We start from the raw sequence: 20,422 nt of genomic DNA, 5'->3' as shown, positions 1-20,422 counted from the left end.
TGGGATCCCAAGTGACGCTAGTCGACGCTGCCGCCCTCGTCAACACGTGCATCTTCGCCGAACAGGAGCTTCATCGTGTGTGCCCGGTAGGCGAGAACGTGCGCCTTCGCGAGCGCTGACGCCCACTCCGCATCGCCGGCGATCACGGCATCGGCGATCCTCGCATGGTCGTCGACGACGTACGACACATCGGCCACCTGCCGGAAGAGCCAGTGCAGTCGGCCGAGAACCGGGGCGAGCATCTGCTCGAGCGATGCGTTGCCGGAGAGCGCGACGAGCTCGTCGTGGAAGCGCGCATTGGCCTCGTGAGCGGCCTCGATGTCGCCGGCGTCGACGGCGGCGCGCGCCTCGGCGATCGTCTCGGCGAGCGTGCTGGGCGCGCCGGCGGCGATGCGCTTGGCTGCTTCACGAGTGGCGAGCGACTCGAGCGCCTCGCGGATCGCATACAGGTCTATGACCTGCTGGCGATTCAGCGCACTGACCACGAGCCCGCGCGAGCGGAGCGAATCGACGAGTCCCTCGCGTTGCAGCACGCGCAGCGCTTCCCGCACCGGATGCCGTGACACCCCGAACTGCTCGGCGAGCTCGCGCTCGACGAGCCGCTCCCCCTCACCCAGCCTGCCGTCGAAGATCTGCGCGCGGATCTCCTCCGCGACGATGTCGCGCATCGGCCGATCGTTCTGGTACAGCCGAGTGGACGCGTTCTTCACCACGAGCAAGACCCCCTGTCTGCCTCCAGGCTAACGGCTCGACGTCGTGCGCAGATCGTTGACAGGAATTTGGGATCCCGTTACTCTGCCGTCTACGGGATCCCAAATCAGCCTCCCGTCACCCGCACCGCTGCGGCACCACCCCTCCGCGTCGCGACGGAGCCCTATCCGATGCAAAGGATGGACGATGACGTCTAAGCCTTCCCCCCTCGTCAACGACCCCGAGCGCTCGCCCGAGGCGCCGGGTCACCGGTACAGCCCGCGCCTCTACAACGAAGACATCGCCCCGCGTGGCGACGAAGGGCACTGGCGCACCCTGAACCTGTTCGCCTGGTGGATGTCGGCCTGGCACAGCCTGGGCAACTACACCGCCGCCGTCGGCCTGCTCGTGCTCGGCCTGATGGGCTGGCAGCTGGCCGTGGGCCTGTGTCTGGGTGTGTACTTCATCTACGTCGCCAGCAACATCATGGGCGTCGCCGGTCAGAAGATCGGCGTGCCCTTCCCGGTCTTCGCCCGCGCCAGCTTCGGCGTCTTCGGCGCCAACCTGCCCGCTCTGCTGCGCGCGATCGTGGCAGTCGCCTGGTACGGCATCCAGACCTACCTCGCATCCGTCGTCGTGATGGTGCTCGTGCTGAAGATCTGGCCCGACGCCGAAGCGCTCACCGAGGGCGGGTTCCTCGGGCTCTCGCCCCTCGGCTGGTACTGCTTCCTGGGCATGTGGCTCGTGCAGCTCGCCGTGCTCTACAAGGGCATGGAGACCGTGCGCAGGCTCTCGGACTTCGCCGGTCCGACGATCTGGATCGGCATGTTCGCCCTGGCCATCTGGACCCTGCAGCGCGCCGACTGGCAGCTGAACTGGAACTACCACGTCGGCGACGCACCCCTCGAGTTCTGGCCCGCGGTCGGTGCCATCCTCGCGGCCGCGTTCCTGCTCACCTCCAACCTCAGCGGCCCGATCCTCAACTTCGCCGACTTCACCCGCCTCGCACCCAGCCGCAAGACGGTGATCAACGGCAACCGTCTCGGCCTGCTTGTCAACGGCATCGCCTTCTGCCTCGTCTCGGTCGTGATCGGCCTGGCGGCGCTCGAGGTCTACGGCAAGGCCATCGAAGACCCGACCGACCTGCTCGCCGACATCGACAACGTGACGCTGCTGCTGCTCTCGATCGTGCTCGTGGCGATCGCCACCGCCGGCGCGAACGTCGTGCTCAACTTCGTCTCGCCCGCATACGACTTCTGCAACATCGCACCGCACCGCATCAGCTTCCGCACCGGCGGCCTGATCACCGCGGTGCTGGCGGTCGTGATCACCCCATGGAACCTGTACTCGTCGCCCGCCGTCGTCAACCTGTTCCTCGGTGGCATCGGAGCGCTCATGGGACCGCTCGCCGGCATCATCGCCGCGGACTTCTACCTGATCCGCAAGAAGATGATCGACGCTGACGCCCTGTACAGCGACGACCCGAACGGCAAGTACTTCTACGGCCGGGGCACGAACATGAACTCGATCATCGCGTTCGCGATCTCGGGCGGCATCGCGATCTGCATCGCGCTGGTGCCGGAGTTCTCGGCGATCGCCCCGTTCGCGTGGCCCATCGGCGCCGCCCTCGGCGTCGCCAGCTGCCTCCTCGTGAACCGCCTGCGCCCGAACCTCGCCGCTCGGGTCGACGATCTGCGCACCGGCGCCTGAGACCACCGGGCGCCTGAAGCTGAGAAGAGGAAGACTCATGAAGGTTCGGATGTTCGTGAACGGACAGGCCATGTCGGGCGGATCCCTCAATGACGCCCTCGCCGAGGCATCCCTCGTCGGGCGGTTCAAGACCGCACCCCGGTATCGCTTCTTCAACGTCCGCGACGAGTTCCCCGGGCTGTACCCGGTCGACGAGGGCGGGTCGCACGTGCACGGCGAGGTCTACGAAGTCGACTACGCCGTGCTGCGGGAGAAGCTGCTGCCTCGTGAACCGAGAGAGCTCGAGCTGACCGTGATCGAGCTCGAAGACGGGAGCGGATCGCTGTGCATGAAGATGCGTGAGGAGTACCTGGACCACCCCGAGCACATCGACATCACCTCGCACGGAGACTGGCGGCTGGTGCAGCCGAACTGACTCCCCCCGCACCCAGGGGGCCTCGCAGTCGCACCCCACGACGGCGAGGCCCTCGTCGTATCTCCCGCGAGCGGATGCCCGATCGGGCCCCTCACGTCGCGCGGGGCCATCCGTTCCGTAACGCCGAGGAGCGCCCCACCCGGGCATCCGGTCGGCAGACTGGACACATGACCTCCCCGCGCATCGCCCTTCTGCACGTGTCCGATCGCCCCGAAGACATCTCCCGCGCGATCGGCATCGCGCACACCCTGCACGAGGCGCGGCCGGGGTACGGCATCCGGATCATCGTCAACGGACCCGCGGTGCGCGGCGCGACTCTCGATGCCGATCCGCTCGAGGTTCCCGGCTTCGCCTCGATCGAGATCTGCGAAGGAGGGCTCCGCGCGCGCGACATCCCCGTCGACGCGCTGCAGTCGGGCGTGACGACCACGGCATCCGCGGCCGTCGCACTCGCCGATGCGCAGTTCGACGGAGCCGCCTACAACCGCGTCTGAGCGCCCGCGCCCGTTGGGATGCAGAGGCCCAGGGTTTCGCGATCCAAATCGATTTGGTAATCTGGGATGCACCACTTCCGTGAGGAGCCCCATGCCTGATCTGACGTCGCTGCACCACCGCAAGACCCTCCTCCGGCCGGAGCGCATCCTGCTTCCGGCCGGTCCCGTGCGCGACCACGCCGTGCTGGTCGAGAACGGCGTCATCGCCGACGTCGGCCCCGTCGAGCAGTTCGTCGCATGGCAGGGCCCGACCGTCGATCTTCCTGGTCGAATGATCATTCCCGGCTTCATCGACGCGCATCATCACGTCACCCAGACCTTCGGGAAGGCGCTCGTGTTCGGCGAGCCGTCCGAGATCTTCCGTCGCGTGTGGGTTCCGATGGAGAGTCACATGGATGCCGACGCCATCGACGTCGCGACCCGCCTCGCCGCATGGGAATCCCTGCGCGGTGGCTTCACCACCGTCGCGGATGCCGGCACCCGCGCCACCGGCGACCTCGCCGTCGTGGCGGACGCCGTCTCGAGCATGGGCCTGCGCTGCGTGCTCGGCGCCATCTGCAACGACCTGCAGGGCGACACGCGCATCCCCCTCGACCGGATCGAAGCCGGCGCGCGCGAGCACCTCGCCCGCTGGGACGACGACGATCTGATCCACCCATCGCTCGCGATCTCGATCCCCGAGGCGGCGACCGATGACGCACTCGTCGCCGTGGCGCAGCTCTCCCGCGAGGCGGGGGTGCCGTTGCAGATGCACGTCAACGAGCACCTCGCCGCGATCGAGCGTTCGCTCGTCGCCACCGGCAAGCGCCCCATGGAGCGCTTGGCGAGCATCGGCGCACTCGGCCCCGAGCTGCTCGCCGCACATGCCACCATGCTCACCCCGCGGGAGATCCGCCTGCTGCGCGACGCCGGCGGCGCCATCAGCTACAACCCCGTCGCGAGCTCGTGGAAGGGCAACGCGGTCGCTCCGGCTCTGCTGATGCACGAGCTCGGCGTTCGCATGGGCCTCGGCACCGACGGCACCCGCAGCGACGCCTTCCGCCTGCTCGATGCTGCCGAGACCGCCCAGCGTCTCACCCACGCCCTCGCCACAGGCGACTCCTCCGCCGGCGGCGGCTGGACCTGGCTCGAGACCGGCCTGCAGGGCGGCGCCGACGCCGTCGGCCTGGCGGGCCGCGTCGGCGTGATCGCCCCCGGCGCCTACGCCGACCTGCTCGTGCTCGACCTGCGCGTGCCCGAGCTCGTCCCCTCGTGGGATCCGATGTGGGAGCTGGTGCGCCTCGGCAACCGCGACCTCATCGAATCGGTCATCGTGCACGGGCGCCTTCGCGTGCAGAAGGGTCAGCTCGTCGACGCCGACGGCGACGCCCTCCTCGACCGCGCCCGCGAGACCGCAGAGCGGGTGGTGCGCTCGTCTCCGATCGTGACCGTCGACGCTCGCGCCGCCGAGCACCGCGCGGCAGAGCACCGCGCGGCTCGAACGGGCGCCCGGGCATGACGCTCACCGCATTCATCATCATCGGCATCACCATCCTGGTGTGCGCGTTCATCCAGGGCGCCACCGGGATGGGCTTCGCGATGATCGCCGCCCCCGTCGTGACGCTGCTCGATCCGTCACTCATCCCCGTCGCCATCCTGCTGCTGATGATCCCCCTCAACGGCTACATCGGCTTCCGAGAACGCACGGCCATCGACTGGCGCGGCGTCAAATGGGTCAGCATAGGCAGATTCGCGGGCACCTTCCTCGGCCTGTGGATCCTGTTCGTCGTGAACCTGCAGCAGCTGTCGCTGCTGATCGGCTGGTCGACCGTTCTCGCCGCGGCCGTCGCGCTGGTGGCCCCTGCGTTCGACCCGAACCGCACCGGCCTGGTCGCCGTCGGCCTGATCACCGGGATCACCGAGACCTCCACGGGTGTCGGCGGCCCGCCGCTCGCTCTCGCGTTCCAGCACAAGGCGGCTCCCGTGCTGCGCTCGACCGTGGCCCTCTGCTTTCTCGTGGGCGAGGTCATCTCGGTGATCGTGCTCGCCGTGAGCGGCAAGTTCACCCTCGGCACCCTGATCGCGACAGCGGCTCTGCTGCCGTTCCTCGCCGTGGGCTCGTGGGCGAGCCGGTTCGTGCACCACCGCCTCGACGGCCCGCTGCTGCGCTACATCGTGCTCGGCTTCGCCGTGGTCTCGGGCGTCGTGGTCATCATCCAGGCGTGGTAGACGGCAGACTGGAGCCGTGACCGACACCCCACCGAGCCAGACCCCGTCTGCGCGCATCACGATCGCGGATGTCGCTCGCGAAGCGGGAGTGTCGCGAACCACCGTCTCGCACTCGTTCAGCGGCCTCGGACACGTCAACGACGAGACCCGCTCGCGAGTGCTCGAGACCGCAAAGCGGCTCGGCTACCGCCCCAGCGTGCGCGCACAGCGCCTGCGCTCCGGCAGGTCGCAGGCGATCGCCATCCTCTCGTCGATGCCCTCCGCCGTCTCGGCGGGCGTGTCGCGGCTCGGGTTCTTCACCGAGCTCGCCGTCGGCTGCGCCGAGACCGCGCTCGTCAACGGCTACACCCTGGTGCTGACCCCGCCCGATCAGGAGAACGTCCTCGATCGTCTCGACATCGACGGCGCCATCCTGCTCGAGCCGGTCGACTCCGACCAGCTGGCATCCGAACTCACCGCGAGGGGAATCCCGTTCGTCACGATCGGCGCCGCACTCGGCCCCGACAACGTCGATCTGCACCACGAAGACACGGCCCGGCTGCTGTTCGAGCACTTCGCGGAGCGGGGCGCCCGCGCCCCCGGCATCCTGATCGGCGCCAGCGGACGAGAATCGCAGCGCGTCTTCCACGAGCACTACCTCGCGCTCGCCGCCCGAGAGGGCTTCCCCCCTGTCGTCGCGATGGTCGATGAGCGCGACGGCGAGAGCGCCGGCGCCGCGGCCACGGAGCGAATGCTGGCCGAGCACCCCGAGATCGATGCCATCGGAGTTCCCGTCGACGCGTTCGCGACCGGCGCGGTGCATGCGGCACAGGCATCCGGCCGCATCGTCGGCGACGACCTTCTCATCGCGACCCGCTACGACGGCGTTCGCGCGCAGACGAGCGCGCCGCCGCTGACCGCCTTCGACCTGCACCTGAACCAGGTCTCGGCGGCCGCGGTGTCGCTGCTGCTGCAGAGGCTCGGCGCGGTTCCCCACGCCGAGCCTGCAGTCCCGCCGCTGCCGATGCTCCGCCCGCGGGCATCCACCGCGGGCTGAGCGCCGAACAGCTCAGATCCGGTAGTCGCCCGGGCGACGCTTGACCGTCTTGATGATGCGGGTGTTGACGCCGGGCTTGGGCTCGCCCGCGACCTCGGCCTTCGCGTCCTCCGACTCGTCGCGGCGACCCGTGTGGTTGAACAGCAGGTTCAGCATGACGCCGACCGCCGCGCTCATCGCGACGCCGCTGCCGAGCAGCGAGGCGACGGGCCCGGGCAGCTGCGCGTACATGCCGGGGATCAGCACGGGCAGCATCCCGATGCCGATCGCGAGGGTCGCGGTGATCAGATTGCCGTTCTGGTGGAAGTCGACCCGCGCGAGCATCTGGATGCCGAGTACGGCGATGATCGCGAAGACCACAACAGCGGTGCCGCCGACGACGGGAGCCGGGATGCCGCCGAGCAGGCGCGCCAGGGGGCTGAAGCCCATCACGATCAGGAGCACGCCGGCGATCGCCGTGACGTAGCGGCTGCGCACACCGCTGGCGCGCACGATGCCGACGTTCTCGCCACTGGTGACCATGGCGGGCGTGCCGAACAGGCCGCCGAACATGGTGACCACGCCATCGGCGCGGATGACGCGCGGCACGTCGCGCACGGGACGCACCTCGCGACCGACGATCTCGGAGTTGATGACCGTCTGTCCGGTCGCCTCCGCCATCGAGGCGAGGCTCCACACCAGCATCGGGATGGCGGCGACGAGGTTGAACTCGGGTGGGCCGAACGGCATCAGCGTCGGCACGGAGAACGCGGGGCCCTCGACGTGGTCGGCGAACGTCGTCATGCCGAAGAAGGCGGCGAAGATCGTGCCTCCGATCAGCCCGATGGCGACCGAGAGCTGCCGCAGGATGCCGGGGAGGAAGCGGTACCCGAGCACGGTCAGCACGATGGTGACGAGCGCGAGCAGCAGATTCATCGGGTCGCCGAAGTCGGGCTGACCGGGGCGTCCGGTGATCAGGGTGCCGGTGACGCCGATCAGGTTGATGCCGATGACGACGACCATGCTGCCGATGACGAGCGGCGGGAAGTACTTCAGCACCTTCACGAACACCGTCACCGCGAGGATGTAGAAGACACCGGTGAGGATGACCGCACCGACCGCGGTCTGCAGGTTCGTGCCCTGCGCGGTGGAGATGAACAGGATCGTCGCGGCGCCGCCGGGCAGCATGACGAACGGCAGCCGCACGCCGATGCCCCAGAGCCCGAGCGACTGCAGCAGCGAGCCGAGGCCGCTGAAGACGAACACCGCGGTGAGGATCGCCGCGGTGACCTCGTCGGACAGGTTCAGCGACTTGCCGATCAGGAAGACCGACGAGATCGGGGTCGCGATCATCACGAGGATGTGCTGGATGGCGAAGGGGATGAGCCTGCCCACCGGCCTGAACTCATCGACCGGGTGCACGGCACCCTCCACGACCTGCTCGGTCGCAGCCTCAGAACTCTCTGCCATTGCCCGCCTCCTCCTTGAAGCATCCAAATCGATTTGGTAAATCTGTCACGAGTCGGGCTCCGTGTCAACCCTCACTGCGGGGTAGACGACCCGCGTCGCGCCCTCAACCCCCTGTGCGGATGCCGAGGTCTGCGGAATCGTGGGGCATTCGCAGAGGAAGGTGCCACGCCATGACCCATACAGATGAGCACGAGAAGGTCGCCGAGCTGATCAAGGACTTCCGGTTCGCGATGTTCGTCACGCAGGACCCCGACAACGGCAAGCTGGTCGCGCACCCGCTCACCGTGCAGGAGGCCGAGTTCGACGGCGACCTGTGGTTCCTCGTCTCGAAGGTGGCGGGTCCCGTGGCGGATCTGGTCCCGGATGCCCCGGTGAACGTCTCGTTCAGCGGCGACTCGTCGTGGGTGTCGCTCTCGGGCACCGCCCGGCTGGTGGAGGACAGGCAGAGGATCCGCGACCTCTGGAACCCCATGGTCGAGGCGTGGTTCCCCGAAGGGCCCGACGACCCGGCCGTCGGCGTGCTGAGGTTCAGCGCCGAGTCAGCAGAGTACTGGGACAGCCCCGGCGGGAAGATCGCCACTGCGTTCAGCTTCGTGAAGTCTCGGTTGACGGGCGAGCGATACGACGGCGGCGAGAACGCCACGGTGGAGCTGTAGGGGTTCTGTGCTGTCGGCCGGCTTACTGGGGCAAGCGAACACGCTTCGCTCGGTGGGCAGTGCCGGTGTTCGGCTCAGCGCCGCAGCACCGCGCGAACGAGCTCCGCGTTGCCCGCCGCGGTGGCGCCGTCGAGCAGCGTGAACGTGTCTTCCAGACCGATCCGCGCGTGGAATTCGCGCGCGCTCGCGAGATCGAACGCTGGCCACGTCGAGCGCTCCTCGCCATGCAGCAGGATCGACACCTCCGGTTCGACTGCTCGTACCGGAGGTGTCGATCAGGGCATCCGCTCGATCGACGACCTGCTCTGCATACGTTCCACGTCAGGCGAGGGATAGCCGTTCGAAAGTTGACACGGGTTGCTTCGTTACACGTTCGTGATCCGGTCAGGCTCCCGATCGCCTCGAATACAGATTCGAATGTCGGTGGCCTTCTCGATACTGGAAGCATGACGTTCGCGACCGAGATCACCGACAGCGCAGCCGCGCTGATCGCGCTTCTCGGCGAGGTCGTCGAGCCGTGCGATCTCGCTTCGCATGTATCGCAGTTGAGCGACGCCGAGGCCGTCGCGGTGGCCGAGGCATCGGCGACGCTGATCCGCGAGGCCGAGCTCGCGCAGGTCGCAGCGGCGGGAGTCATCGCGACGCGCTCTGCACGGGATGCGGGGCAGTCTGGCCTCGCGCAGTCGCGCGGGCACCGCACCGCCGCATCCCTGCTGCAGGATCTCACCGGCTCGACCAAAGCCGATGCCGCCCGAAAGGTGCGGGTCGGCGAATCGCTGCTGACACCGCCTCTGCCGACGACAGATCAGCCGGATGCCGAGCGCCCGACTCCCGCGTGGGATGCACCGCTCACCTCAGCGCTGGTCGCAGGGCAGATCACCGCGGTGCAGCAGGACGCGATCCGGCTGGGGCTGGGGGATCCGCCGGTGGAGTCCGACGCGGTTCGGGATGCATGGGCGGAGGCCGCTGAGCAGCTGATCGCCGAGTGCTCGGCACGCTCGCTGGAGGAGCTGCGGAACTCGGCGCGGGCCATCCGCGACCGGCTCGACCCCGACGGAGCGCATCGACGGTTCCTCGAGAGGCACGAACGCCGCAGCTTCCGACTGTGGACGGACGCCGACGGCAACCGGCGCGGATCCTTCCTGTTCGACGACGAGGGCGGGCTGCTCGCCGAGACCGTGCTGGCCAGCGCGCTTCGACCGCGACGGGGCGGTCCTCGCTTCGTCGACTCGTCCGAGCGTGAGCGCGCCGACGAGCTGAGCCGCGACGAGCGCACCAACGACCAACTCGCCTACGACCTGTTCGTCGATGTGCTGCGCGCCGGAGCGCTCGCCGACGCCGAGACCGTGTTCGGGACTCGTCAGGCCGGGGTGCGACTGGTGCAGGTGGTGGACGGCGCGGGCACTGCCGCTGGTGCGGCGCACAGCGAAGACGGACTCGTCGCCCTACCGGCCGAGGCAGCCGATCAGCGCATCTGCGACAACGGATACGTGCCGGTCGCCGTCGACGCGTGCGGCAACCCTCTCGACGTCGGACGCGAGCACCGCCTTTTCACGCCGCGGCAGCGGATCGCCCTCGCCGTGCGCGACGGCGGATGCCGCTGGCCGGGATGCGACAGGCCGCCGTCGTACTGCGAAGCCCACCACATCGATCAGTGGCACCGTGACCAGGGCCGCACCGACATCGACCGCGGGATTCTTCTGTGCCGGTTCCACCACATGAACCTGCACCACCACGGCTGGCGACTGAGCAGGGCGGGCAAGGACGACTTCGTACTGCATCCGCCGGGCACGAGACCAGGGCGAGGTCCCACCCGGCTTCGACCTCGGGCGGCGCTCACAGCGGCGTGGACCGGGATCGACCCTCCGCCGCCGAGATTCCGCCCGACCGGGTGACGGTGCGGCCGACGGGATGACGGGCGACCGAAGGGACGACGGGCGACCGACGGGATGACGGTGCCGGCGATGAGTCGACGGTGCGGCCCGGACAGCAGGTGAGACGCCGACCGCTCACTCACTCCTGCGTCGCGGAGGCGCAATCCATCGTCAATGGCGACCTGGCGGCGGGCGACAGGCTTCGCGACGGAACCCCACGGCTCGCCGAGAAGGCACGAAGTCGCCCTCATCCCCCTCCGGCGTCCAGCGCCAGCCGAGACCTGTACTCCTACCTCCGCCAACGCGGGCAACCCGTTCCAGCGCACGCACATGCGCGACATGGAGTACGCATTCGAGCGCAATCTCAGCGAGGCCGCCGCCTGCCGACCCGGCTACACGGCATCCCCACCCACTGATCAGCGCAGCTGCGCCTTGATCACCGCCTTCGCCGAGCCGGCGGCGTAGTGAACGTCGCCCTCATACATGACAGTGATCTCGTTGTCACCCTGGGAGAGTCCATCGATCCTCACCGGAACCCACGCCTCGGCGGCCTCGATGCTCAACGTCCGCGAGCCGACCGACACCTTGACAGCTCCCGTCGCCGCGCGTTCGGCCACGCCGGCCACCCGCACCTCGATCGTCGTGCTCGAGGCGTCAACCTTCTTGGCTGCCTTCACCGAGACCTTCGGCGTCGCCTTCGACACGGTGAGCTCGAGCGTCGTAGCCGACGGTGCCGTCTTGCGATCGCCCTCGTACGTGACACCGAGCAGGTGCTCGCCCGGCGTCAGCGTGACGTTCTTGAGCTTCACGGTCGCCTTGCCGTTGCCGGCGTTCGCCCAACCGAGCAGCTCGCCGCCGAGGCGCACCTCGATCCGCCCATGCGCGGCCGGAGTGACCTTCACATCGATGCTGGCGTCGTCACCGAAGACGACCTCGTCAGCCGAGGCCGAGACGGTACTCGGGGCGCGGGAGTCGGGCGCGGGCGCCGCGGGCACGATCACCGTCAGGCGGCGCACCTCCTCCTGGTTGCCGGCGAAGTCGGTCGAGCGGTACTCGACCACGTGCTCGCCGGCACCGGCGACCGCGATCGGCGCCGTGTAGGCCGCCCACTCGCCGTCGTCGACGCGCACCGAGGTGCCGGCGACCCGAGAGGCCGCATCGTCGGCATCCACCGAGACACGCATCGCATCGCCGACGACCTCCGCCGAGGCGGTCGAGGTCGGCGCGACTGAGTCCACCCGGACGGTGGTCGAGCGGATCTCCTCGGCATTGCCGGCCGTGTCTGTGGTCCGGTACTGCACGACCGCCTCACCCTGGGCATCCACCGTCACCGGCTTGACGTAGTCGAGCCAGCGCCCACCGCCGATGCGGTACTGCACCGCGCCGACTCCACTGCCGCCTACATCGGTCGCGCTCAGCGTGAATGACGGCTTCGAGACGTACCAGCCGTGCTCGCCGTCGGGCTCGGCCGGCGTCCAACTGAGCGTCGTGGTGGGAGGGGTGGCGTCGCCGCTCTGCAGCTCGGCGACCGACACCGGAGCGCTCCAGTGCCACCAGCCCTTCTGCAGCCAGATCGGACCGAGCTTCTCGTTCCAGCGGATCAGCGCCCAGTGGCGGGTGTTCTCCGCGACCTGCACGGTGGCCGTCTCGATGGGGCCGCGCTCCTCGACATACTCCGTCGGAGCGTCCTTCACGAGGAACGGCTGCGATTCGCGCGGGGCGGCTCCGACCACGAACTGGAACCCGTCGATGCGCGGCGCGTACCGGTTGCTGAGCTCCATGGTGATCGGGCGCTCGGCCTCGTACGCGCCATCGCTCTGCGGCGTCGCGCTCAGTGTCACCCAGAAGTCCTGTGTGATCGAGATCGCCGTCGGATCGCACGCCGCCGCGCTCGCGACCTGGTGGGTCGCCAGCACCTGACCATACTCGTCGATGACACTCACCTCGGTCACCCCGGCGACGTTCCACGTCTGCGACGCCTCGCCGGTCGGGACGAACAGGTGCGCATCGATGCGACGCGAGTCGCAGGTGCGGTACTGCACGGTCACCGCGGGTGCGTAGTACCCGTTGTTGGTCAGGGTCACGTCGACCGTGCTCGCGCCGTCCGCAGACGGCTCGATCACGACCGAGCCCGGTTCCCAGGTGTCCGGTGTCGCCGACGTGGTCGTGAACGTCGGGCCGTCCACGCCCTCGGCGATCACCGGTGTGAGCTCGGCGTGCATCTCGACCGCCGCGGTGGGCACGGTCGGAGTGTTGGCGGCGAAGGCCGGCCCCGCGACCGACGTCACGCCTTCGGCCAGCACCTCGCCGGTCTCCGTCGCGATGAAGCGGTAACGCACATCGCCGTGCCCGGTGAAGAAGATCAGCGCCGTGGTGAACACCTGCGCGTTCAGTGCCGTGCGGGTATCGACATGGGCCTCCGAGATCGCCACGGGTGTGACGCGGAATGCGGCGCTGAGGTCCGCTCCCTCGCCGCGGACGTGCACGACGGCGTCGCCGAGCGGCACTTCATCGGTGATGACGAGAGTCCAGTCGATCGCGCCGGAGGCTCCTGCGCGCCCGGAGCGGACGACATCGCCGTCGCCGAACGACACCGAGTAGGTCGCTCCCGGAATGAGGCCGGCAGCGGTCAGCCGCAGGTCGGCGCCGCGCGCGACCCACTCGTCGGCTCCCGGGTCGACGGTCAGGGTCGGGATCCCCGGCTCCGCCGGCACGTCCTCACCGGCATCCACCTCGATCAGCGTCTGCCGTCCGGTGTCGCCGAACGAGACGACGCCCACGTACTGGCCGGGCGCGAGGTCGCTCCACGATGCGGTGACGGTCGGGCTGTCGCCCACGGCGCCCGCCACCGGGTTCGGGGTGACCTGCAGGCCGCCGTCAGTGGTCTCGGGGGACACGACATAGCTGGTCAGCTCGTAGTCGACGCCGGCGGACTGGCCGGGGCGGTACAGCTGCACGATCGCGACGTAGGTGCCGGGCTCGAGGTAGGTGAGATCCACGCGCTCGTCGGGCGAATCGGTGGCCGAGTATCCCGCGATCGAGGTCAGGTCGCCGTTGGCCTCGCGGCGCCACACCTGCAGGTCGAGGTCGCCGGTCTCGTCGAGCGTGTCGAGGTCGAACCGTGCGAACGACGCGCCCTCGGGGATGTCCACCGCATAGCGCTGGGTGCCCTCGGCCTCGGTGATCGTGCCCTCGGCGCGGTCGCCACGGGCGAGACCCGCGGTGGCGACCGGAATCGAGGCGTCCTCGCCGAGGCTCACCTGGAACTCGGCCGACCCGGTCGTGCCGATGCCCGCGGCCGATTCCGGCGCGTCGAACGCCGAAGGGCGCACGGCGAGCGCGCTGCGCACGCTCGACTCCCCGTCGCTCCACGTGAGCGTGCCGGTGCTGAACTGCTCGAGCGCGGCGTCGGTGCGCAGGAAGCTCACCGTGAACGTGCGCTGCTCGCCGGCCTCGGCGAAGGTGAGGGTCGACGGCTCGACGGTCGCAGTGACACCGGGCAGGCCGGTGACCGACGCGGTGAACGTGCCCGCGTGCGTTGCGGTGACGGTGCGGGTGATCGTCTGGCGGCCAGGCATGCTGCCGATGCCGATCGAGGGGAGATTCAGGTCGGAGCCGTCGATCGCCACGGCCGGTGCCGAGGTCGGCTGGCCGATTCCGGCGAGGTAGCCGTTCCAGTCGTCCACGTCGCTCAGGTACACCAGGCCGGGGTCGAGGAACCCCTTCGGCACGACCTGGCCGTTGCCCTGCGCGAACGGGTCGGCGACCGGGTCGCCCGCCGCGTCGACCGTGTCGGTCGCGGAGGTCATGATCGCCGACTTGATCTCAGCCGGCGTCGCGGCCGGCAGGGTGCCCTGGTAGAGCGCCGCGAGACCGGCGACGTGGGGGGATGCCATGGACGTGCCCGACATGTACCCCCACTTCGGCGTCGCGCCGTCGGCGTTCGCGTACGCCGCGAGGACGTTGACGCCCGGAGCCGCGATGTCGGGCTTGATGAGGTCGGAGCCGTCGACCTCGATCGGACCGCGCGACGAGAACCCTGCGATCTGCGGAGCCGGCGACACGGGGAGCTGCTCGGGGTTGCCGGCACGCAGGGTGACCGTTGCTCCCGTGGTCTGCGCGTAGGTGTGCAGCAGGTCTGCGGAGTCAGCGTCGACGTGAACGGTCGGCACGCTGTGCGCGTCGAAGTCGGTGGAGTCGGGGCTCGTGTTGACGAGCACCATGCCGATGCCGCCGGCGCGCTTCACCTCGGCCGACTTCGCCACGCGGTCGACGGTGCCGCGGTCGCAGAGCACGATCTTTCCTACGGCCTTGGCCGGGTCGAGCGTGTTCGGTCCGCACAGGCGCGGCGAAGAGGCGCCGGCCACGGCGAGGGAGGCCGCCTCGACGAAGGGGCCGGTGATCCCGGCATCCGGAACCGTGATCGAGGCGCCGAGCATGTTCTCGCCGCTGCCGAGCGAGACGGTCGCGACCGGCGTGGGGAAGGTGGACGCCGCGACCGTGGTGATCCACGGCGAGGCGTTCGACAGAGTCGTGGCGTCGGGCCCGTCGTTGCCGGCAGCGGCCGCGACGAACACGCCGGCGGATGCCGCGGCCATGAACGCCTGGTCGGTGACCTCGTTCGTCGAGGCGGCGCTGCCACCGCCGATCGAGTAATTGATCACGTCGACGCCGTCAGCGACGGCGGCGTCGATAGCAGACAGGAGGTCGGTGAAGGCGCATCCGTCGTCTCGGTCGGTCGTGGCATCCTCGCCCGACCAGCACACCTTGTACACAGCGATCTTGGCCGCCGGCGCGACGCCCGAGATGTGCGCCTGTCCGGCGTCGACGTCGAACGCACCCGCCGCCGTGCTCGCGGTGTGCGAGCCGTGCGAGCCGCCGTCGCGCGGCGACAGGTACTCGCCGATGCTCTCGTCTCCGATGCTGTCGGCGCCGAAACCGTCGACGAACCAGCGCGCGCCGATGATCTTGGTCGAGCACTCGTCGGCGCCGAACTGCGAGCCGGTCTGGCACACGCCGCGGAACTGCGATCCGTCGCTCTTGTCGAACACGATCGCGTCGCCGTCGCGGTAGGGCTCGGCGCCGGCGTCGGTGCCGAGCGGAGCCCCGGCGAACGACGGGTTCTCGGGGGCGATGCCGGTGTCGAGCACGCCGACGACGACGCCGGCGCCCGCGTTCTGCTCTCCGCCGATCCCCTGCCACACGCCGTCGGCACCCTCGAGACCGAGATACCCGGTCGATGTCGTGGCGTCCTGCACCTTCAGGAGCTCGCTCTTGACCACCCGCTGGACGCGCGGGTCGTTCGCGAGCGCGTTCGCCTGCTTGGCCGACAGGCGAGCGGCGAAGCCGTTGGTGGTGAGCTGGTACGTCGCGAACGGCTTCACGCCCGCGTCGTTCGCGACCGAACGCTGCGCGCCCTTGAGGTGATCGACGTACTTGCGCACGGCCGTGCTCTTCGGCGAGAACGGCTTCCGCCGCTCGGCCGACGCCTTCAGACCGGGGATGCCGCCGGTGTAGCGCGCCGCCGCCGGATCGCGCAGCACGACGACGTATTCGCCGGCCTTCAAGCCGTGCTTGGGCGCACCGGCTCCCTGCGACTTCTCGGCGCGCAGGCCGGATTCGTCTGGCGCCGCCACGGCGGGAGCTGCGACCGACGTCACCGCCGCGGACAGGACGAGGGATGCGGTCAGCAGCCAGGTGGACAGGACGCGTCGGCGACGACGCGCGGAGGACGGCTCGGCCATGAGGGTTCCTTCGGGCTCTCCGGCACGGGTGGAGCCGGTACCGGATGACGATATAGCCCGCGGCGCGGCATCCGGCGGTCAGTGGCCGCAGCCGGTCAGTGCACGGCGATGCCACCCCGTCGGCGCGCAGATGCGGACGCGGCGGCGACCGGGATCAGACCCAGCCTCGTCGCGCGGCTTCGACTCCCAGCTGGAACCTGTTCTGCACCCCGAGGTCAGCCATCAGCTCACTGCTGCGGCGGCGCAGTGAGCGCACCGAGAAGCCGAGCTGCGACGCGATGGCGTCGTCGGTCAGGCCCGCGCCGATCAGCGCGAGGATCGCCTGCTGCTCAGGCGTCGGACGCGATGCCCCGCCATCGGCTGCCGTGACCGTCGCGACGGCTGCGCCGAGCGCCTCGGCGATGTCGTCCGCGCCGGCGACCTCCTCCTGCGGCACCGCTCCGAGCGGGAGCGCGCGATCCCAGTACCGCTCGAAGGTCTCGGCAAGCAGCCCGATCAGCAGCGGCGACTCGGTGACCAGCGCCTCTACCCGGCTGCCGTGCAGATTGAGCCCGACGAGCGCGATCTCGCGATCGGCGATGACGAGTTTGATGGGAAGAGATGCGGCTATACGGGCGTGCTCACCGCGCCCCGCCAGCCGAACGGCCTCAGCCCATGCGCTCTCCCTCGCGAAGCTCTCGGGGGCGTACACCACCCGCCAGGTGACGCCCCTCGAGATCGTCGACACCTCGAGCGGCTCCATGCCCAGCGACACGTACGGCGGGCGATCGAAGGTGAGCAGCTCGCGGCCGGCCTGATGCTGCAGGCGCACGTACCAGTGCGCGATCTCGGTCGCGTCGGTGATCACCAGGGTGCGCGGCTCCGCGGGCGCCTTGCTGATCGAGCGCTGATACTGCTCGCTCAAGTCGGGAATCTGGCGCCGCAGATCGGCGACCTGGTCGCTGAGGCGATCCGCGACGGCACCGAGCGCGACCTGCGGGTCGACCGGGAGGTAGGCCCCGTCGCCGATCTCCGACAGCACGATCAGCCCTATGTCGTGCAGCGCGTCGAGGGCATCCGCCGCCCGCGTCTCGGCGATGCCGAGCGCGTCGGAGACGTCGGCCGGCTGCGTCGGACCGCGGTGCACGACGAAGACGTACACGCGCTCGAGTTCGGCCGACAGGCCGGGCACACCGAGCGAGGGCGAGTGCTCAGGCATCGCTCTGCGCCTCGAAGGTCATCTCTCCACTGTGCACCACCGTGCACCGGCTGCCAACCGATGCGCGACGACGTGTTCTTCCGGAGTTGTGCAGGTCGGGCGGTGGGGCACCGTGCGACTAAACTGGTGCTGCCCGCCGGCCCCCTTCTCTTGGAGTGCGCGTGACCACCCCGAACACCACCACCCACGTTCCCGACTCGGTCGAGAACGCCATCGCAACCCCTGAGAAGGAGCAGCCGTACGGCGCCCTCGGGCTCAAGGACGATGAGTACGCCCGCATCAAGGAGATCCTGGGCCGACGGCCCACCTCCGGCGAGCTCGCCATGTACTCGGTGATGTGGTCTGAGCACTGCTCCTACAAGTCCTCGAAGAACTACCTGCGCCGCTTCGGCCAGAAGGTCTCCGACGAGATGCGCGAGCGCCTCATGGTCGGCATGGGCCAGAACGCCGGCGTCGTCGACGTGGGCGAGGGCTGGGCCGTGACATTCAAGGCCGAGTCTCACAACCACCCCAGCTTCATCGAGCCCTTCCAGGGCGCCGCCACCGGCGTCGGCGGCATCGTCCGCGACATCATCTCGATGGGCGCCCGCCCTGTCGCGGTGATGGACGCCCTTCGCTTCGGCGCCATCGACCACCCCGACACCCCGCGCGTCGTGCACGGCGTCACCAGCGGCATCAGCTTCTACGGCAACTGCCTCGGCCTGCCCAACATCGGCGGCGAGACGGTCTTCGACTCCGTCTACCAGGCCAACCCGCTCGTCAACGCCCTCGCCGTCGGCGTGCTCCGCCACGAAGACCTCAAGCTCGCCAACGCGACGGGCGTCGGCAACAAGGTCGTCCTGTTCGGCGCCCGCACGGGCGGCGACGGCATCGGCGGCGCCAGCATCCTGGCATCCGACTCCTTCGACCAGGCCGGCCCGACCAAGCGACCCGCCGTGCAGGTGGGCGACCCGTTCGCCGAGAAGGTGCTCATCGAGTGCTGCCTCGAGCTGTACAAGCTCGAGCTCGTCGAGGCGATTCAAGACCTGGGCGCCGCCGGCATCTCGTGCGCGACGAGCGAGCTCGCCGCCAACGGCGACAGCGGCATGCACGTGTCGCTCGACAACGTGCTGCTGCGCGACCCGTCGCTCACCGCCGAAGAGATCCTGATGAGCGAGTCGCAGGAGCGCATGATGGCGATCGTCTCGCCTGCGAAGCTCGATGCCTTCCTCGAGGTCGTCGGCAAGTGGGAGGTCGAGACCAGCGTGCTCGGCGAGGTCACCGGCGACGGCCGCCTCGTCATCGACTGGCAGGGCGAGCGCATCGTCGACGTCGACCCCTCGACCGTCGCGGTCGACGGCCCCGTCTACGACCGCCCCGTCGCATACCCGGCGTGGATCGACGCACTCCAGGCGGATGCCGCCGAGAACCTCCCCCGGGCGAACGACGCCGACGTGCTGCGGGCGCAGTTCCTCGCCATGCTCGGCTCGCCGAACCTCGCCGACACCAGCTGGATCACCAACCAGTACGACTTCTACGTCGGCGGCAACACGGCACTCGCCTTCCCCGACGACGCCGGAATGGTGCGCGTCGACGAGGAGTCCGGCCTCGGCTTCGCCGTCTCGACCGACGCCAACGGCCGCTACTGCCAGCTCGACCCGTACGCCGGCGCTCAGCTCGCTCTCGCCGAGGCGTACCGCAACGTCGCCGTCACCGGCGCCACCCCGACGGCGATCACCGACTGCCTCAACTTCGGATCCCCCGAGAACCCCGAGGTCATGTGGCAGTTCGGGCAGACCGTCGACGGTCTGGCCGACGGATGCTACGAGCTGGGCACCCCCGTCACCGGCGGCAACGTGTCTTTCTACAACCAGACAGGCGACGTGCCGATCCACCCGACGCCCCTGGTCGGCGTGCTCGGCATCATCGACGACGTCTCGCGCCGCATCCCGTCGGGCTGGCAGGACGCCGGCGACAACATCTACCTCCTCGGCGTCACCTCGACCGAGCTGTCGGGATCGGCCTGGGCCGACGTCGTGCACGACCACCTCGGCGGCCTGCCGCCGAAGGTCGACCTCGCCGCCGAGCGTCGCCTGGCGGGCCTGCTCGGAGCAGCCCGCGAGGAATGGCTGATCTCGTCGGCACACGACCTCTCGGAGGGCGGCCTGGGCCAGGCCCTCGCCGAGGCCGTCATGCGCTTCGGCGTCGGCGCGCGCGTCTGGCTGACCGAGCTGATGGAGCGGGACGGGGTGGATGCCGCGACCGCGCTCTTCTCGGAGTCGACCGGCCGCGTGATCGTGACCGTGCCGCGCGAGGAGGACGTGAAGTTCCGCGGCCTCTGCGAGGGACGCGACTACCCGGTGCTGCGCATCGGGGTCACCGATACCGAACCCACCCTCGAGGTGCAGGACGTCTTCAGCGTCTCGGTCGACGAACTGCGCGAGACCTCGCGCGGCACGCTGCCCGCCGTCTTCGGACCGACCGTCACAGAGCCCGTCGCATGACCAAGGCCGACGAGGACTACGGCGATCTCGGTGAGCGCCGCAGCCGCCGCATCCGGATCGTCGCGTGGATCACGATCGGCGCGCTGATCCTGGGCGGCGGCACCGTCACCACCCTGACGCTGCTGTTCGGCTGATCTCTGCCCGGCTGACGTCGTGCCCGGCTGACGTCCTGCCCTGGACCTCTGCCCGGATGTGCTCTGTCCTGCTGGTCTCCTGTTCGGCTGATCTCCTGCCCGGCTGACGTCCTGCCCTGCTCATCTCTGCCCGGCTGCCCTCCGCCCGGCTGCCCTCCACCCGGCTGCCCTCTGCCCGGCTGCCCTCTGCCCGGCTGAGTTCTGCCCGGCTGCCGGCTGACCTCCCGCTCGGTCGAGGCCGAGCGCACCTCGACGACAGGCCAATATCGCAGTGCTGCACATTCCTACGACGATAAAACGCCTGATCACGCTCTCAGGTTAAGCAGAACGT

15 protein-coding genes are annotated in these 20,422 nt (G+C 69.5%); 10 read left to right on the top strand and 5 right to left on the bottom strand.

Annotated features, from left to right (window positions below):
• Nucleotides 1–17: 17 nt before the first annotated feature.
• Nucleotides 18–668: a GntR family transcriptional regulator gene (locus tag FVO59_RS06475; protein ID WP_182255839.1), complete on the bottom strand. Its 651-nt coding sequence runs from the start codon at nt 666–668 to the stop codon at nt 18–20.
• A gap of 229 nt (nt 669–897) precedes the next feature.
• Here FVO59_RS06475 and FVO59_RS06470 point away from each other — a divergent pair, with 229 nt between their 5' ends.
• The 6 genes from FVO59_RS06470 (at nt 898) to FVO59_RS06445 (ending at nt 6,553) form a co-directional block, all read left to right on the top strand.
• Nucleotides 898–2,400: an NCS1 family nucleobase:cation symporter-1 gene (locus FVO59_RS06470; protein ID WP_182255837.1), complete on the top strand. Its 1,503-nt coding sequence runs from the start codon at nt 898–900 to the stop codon at nt 2,398–2,400.
• Nucleotides 2,401–2,437: 37 nt separating this feature from the next.
• Nucleotides 2,438–2,815: an allophanate hydrolase-related protein gene (locus FVO59_RS06465; RefSeq protein ID WP_220465707.1), complete on the top strand. Its 378-nt coding sequence runs from the start codon at nt 2,438–2,440 to the stop codon at nt 2,813–2,815.
• A 167-nt stretch (nt 2,816–2,982) separates the two neighbouring features.
• Nucleotides 2,983–3,309 (top strand): hypothetical protein, encoded by a 327-nt coding sequence (locus FVO59_RS06460; RefSeq protein ID WP_182255835.1) that lies wholly within the window; start codon nt 2,983–2,985, stop codon nt 3,307–3,309.
• 91 nt (nt 3,310–3,400) lie between these two features.
• Complete coding sequence (locus FVO59_RS06455; protein ID WP_182255832.1) at nt 3,401–4,807, top strand: amidohydrolase family protein; 1,407 nt, start codon at nt 3,401–3,403, stop codon at nt 4,805–4,807.
• Complete coding sequence (locus FVO59_RS06450) at nt 4,804–5,517, top strand: sulfite exporter TauE/SafE family protein (protein ID WP_182255830.1); 714 nt, start codon at nt 4,804–4,806, stop codon at nt 5,515–5,517. Before FVO59_RS06455 ends, FVO59_RS06450 begins: the two co-directional genes overlap by 4 nt.
• Before the next feature lie 16 nt (nt 5,518–5,533).
• Complete coding sequence (locus FVO59_RS06445; protein ID WP_220465706.1) at nt 5,534–6,553, top strand: LacI family DNA-binding transcriptional regulator; 1,020 nt, start codon at nt 5,534–5,536, stop codon at nt 6,551–6,553.
• Nucleotides 6,554–6,565: 12 nt separating this feature from the next.
• On the opposite strand, the gene FVO59_RS06440 is transcribed toward FVO59_RS06445, so the two are convergent.
• Nucleotides 6,566–8,002, bottom strand: coding sequence for a uracil-xanthine permease family protein (locus FVO59_RS06440; RefSeq protein ID WP_182255828.1), 1,437 nt, complete (start codon nt 8,000–8,002; stop codon nt 6,566–6,568).
• A gap of 170 nt (nt 8,003–8,172) precedes the next feature.
• Here FVO59_RS06440 and FVO59_RS06435 point away from each other — a divergent pair, with 170 nt between their 5' ends.
• The gene (locus FVO59_RS06435) at nt 8,173–8,658 is read left to right on the top strand and encodes a pyridoxamine 5'-phosphate oxidase family protein (protein ID WP_182255826.1); all 486 of its coding nucleotides are present in this window, start codon (nt 8,173–8,175) and stop codon (nt 8,656–8,658) included.
• Nucleotides 8,659–8,732: 74 nt separating this feature from the next.
• Here the strand turns inward: FVO59_RS06435 and FVO59_RS06430 are convergent, their stop codons facing one another.
• The gene (locus tag FVO59_RS06430; protein ID WP_182255824.1) at nt 8,733–8,900 is read right to left on the bottom strand and encodes a 3-keto-5-aminohexanoate cleavage protein; all 168 of its coding nucleotides are present in this window, start codon (nt 8,898–8,900) and stop codon (nt 8,733–8,735) included.
• A 204-nt stretch (nt 8,901–9,104) separates the two neighbouring features.
• On the opposite strand from FVO59_RS06430, the gene FVO59_RS06425 reads away from it, so the two are divergent.
• On the top strand, nt 9,105–10,553 hold the full coding sequence (locus FVO59_RS06425) for an HNH endonuclease signature motif containing protein (RefSeq protein ID WP_182255822.1): 1,449 nt from the start codon (nt 9,105–9,107) through the stop codon (nt 10,551–10,553).
• Between the two features lie 395 nt (nt 10,554–10,948).
• On the opposite strand, the gene FVO59_RS06420 is transcribed toward FVO59_RS06425, so the two are convergent.
• Nucleotides 10,949–16,276, bottom strand: coding sequence for a S8 family serine peptidase (locus FVO59_RS06420; protein ID WP_182255820.1), 5,328 nt, complete (start codon nt 16,274–16,276; stop codon nt 10,949–10,951).
• Between the two features lie 154 nt (nt 16,277–16,430).
• A complete protein-coding gene (locus tag FVO59_RS06415; RefSeq protein WP_182255818.1) occupies nt 16,431–17,474 on the bottom strand; it encodes a hypothetical protein in 1,044 nt (347 codons plus the stop codon).
• A 161-nt stretch (nt 17,475–17,635) separates the two neighbouring features.
• Between FVO59_RS06415 and purL the strand changes: the two genes are divergently transcribed.
• Together purL and FVO59_RS06405 are read left to right on the top strand one after the other, a co-directional pair.
• Nucleotides 17,636–19,957 carry a phosphoribosylformylglycinamidine synthase subunit PurL gene (purL, locus tag FVO59_RS06410; RefSeq protein WP_182255816.1) on the top strand — a complete coding sequence of 774 codons (2,322 nt, stop codon included), beginning with the start codon at nt 17,636–17,638 and terminating at the stop codon, nt 19,955–19,957.
• Nucleotides 19,954–20,091: a hypothetical protein gene (locus FVO59_RS06405; protein ID WP_182255814.1), complete on the top strand. Its 138-nt coding sequence runs from the start codon at nt 19,954–19,956 to the stop codon at nt 20,089–20,091. Before purL ends, FVO59_RS06405 begins: the two co-directional genes overlap by 4 nt.
• Nucleotides 20,092–20,422 lie beyond the last annotated feature (331 nt).

Origin of the sequence: Microbacterium esteraromaticum (genome assembly GCF_014084045.1) — a bacterium.
GTDB classification, from domain to species: Bacteria; Actinomycetota; Actinomycetes; order Actinomycetales; family Microbacteriaceae; genus Microbacterium; species Microbacterium esteraromaticum_D.
This window is presented reverse-complemented; position numbering and strand designations above follow the sequence as displayed.

Excerpts from the sequence above, each read along its gene's own strand:
- FVO59_RS06425 (WP_182255822.1), top strand. The coding sequence starts at position 9,105 with ATGACGTTCGCGACCGAGATCACCGACAGCGCAGCCGCGCTGATCGCG.
- FVO59_RS06450 (WP_182255830.1), top strand. The coding sequence starts at position 4,804 with ATGACGCTCACCGCATTCATCATCATCGGCATCACCATCCTGGTGTGC.
- FVO59_RS06460 (WP_182255835.1), top strand. The coding sequence starts at position 2,983 with ATGACCTCCCCGCGCATCGCCCTTCTGCACGTGTCCGATCGCCCCGAA.
- FVO59_RS06440 (WP_182255828.1), bottom strand. The coding sequence starts at position 8,002 with ATGGCAGAGAGTTCTGAGGCTGCGACCGAGCAGGTCGTGGAGGGTGCC.
- FVO59_RS06415 (WP_182255818.1), bottom strand. The coding sequence starts at position 17,474 with ATGCCTGAGCACTCGCCCTCGCTCGGTGTGCCCGGCCTGTCGGCCGAA.
- FVO59_RS06455 (WP_182255832.1), top strand. The coding sequence starts at position 3,401 with ATGCCTGATCTGACGTCGCTGCACCACCGCAAGACCCTCCTCCGGCCG.
- FVO59_RS06470 (WP_182255837.1), top strand. The coding sequence starts at position 898 with ATGACGTCTAAGCCTTCCCCCCTCGTCAACGACCCCGAGCGCTCGCCC.
- FVO59_RS06475 (WP_182255839.1), bottom strand. The coding sequence starts at position 668 with ATGCGCGACATCGTCGCGGAGGAGATCCGCGCGCAGATCTTCGACGGC.
- FVO59_RS06435 (WP_182255826.1), top strand. The coding sequence starts at position 8,173 with ATGACCCATACAGATGAGCACGAGAAGGTCGCCGAGCTGATCAAGGAC.
- FVO59_RS06420 (WP_182255820.1), bottom strand. The coding sequence starts at position 16,276 with ATGGCCGAGCCGTCCTCCGCGCGTCGTCGCCGACGCGTCCTGTCCACC.
- FVO59_RS06405 (WP_182255814.1), top strand. The coding sequence starts at position 19,954 with ATGACCAAGGCCGACGAGGACTACGGCGATCTCGGTGAGCGCCGCAGC.
- FVO59_RS06465 (WP_220465707.1), top strand. The coding sequence starts at position 2,438 with ATGAAGGTTCGGATGTTCGTGAACGGACAGGCCATGTCGGGCGGATCC.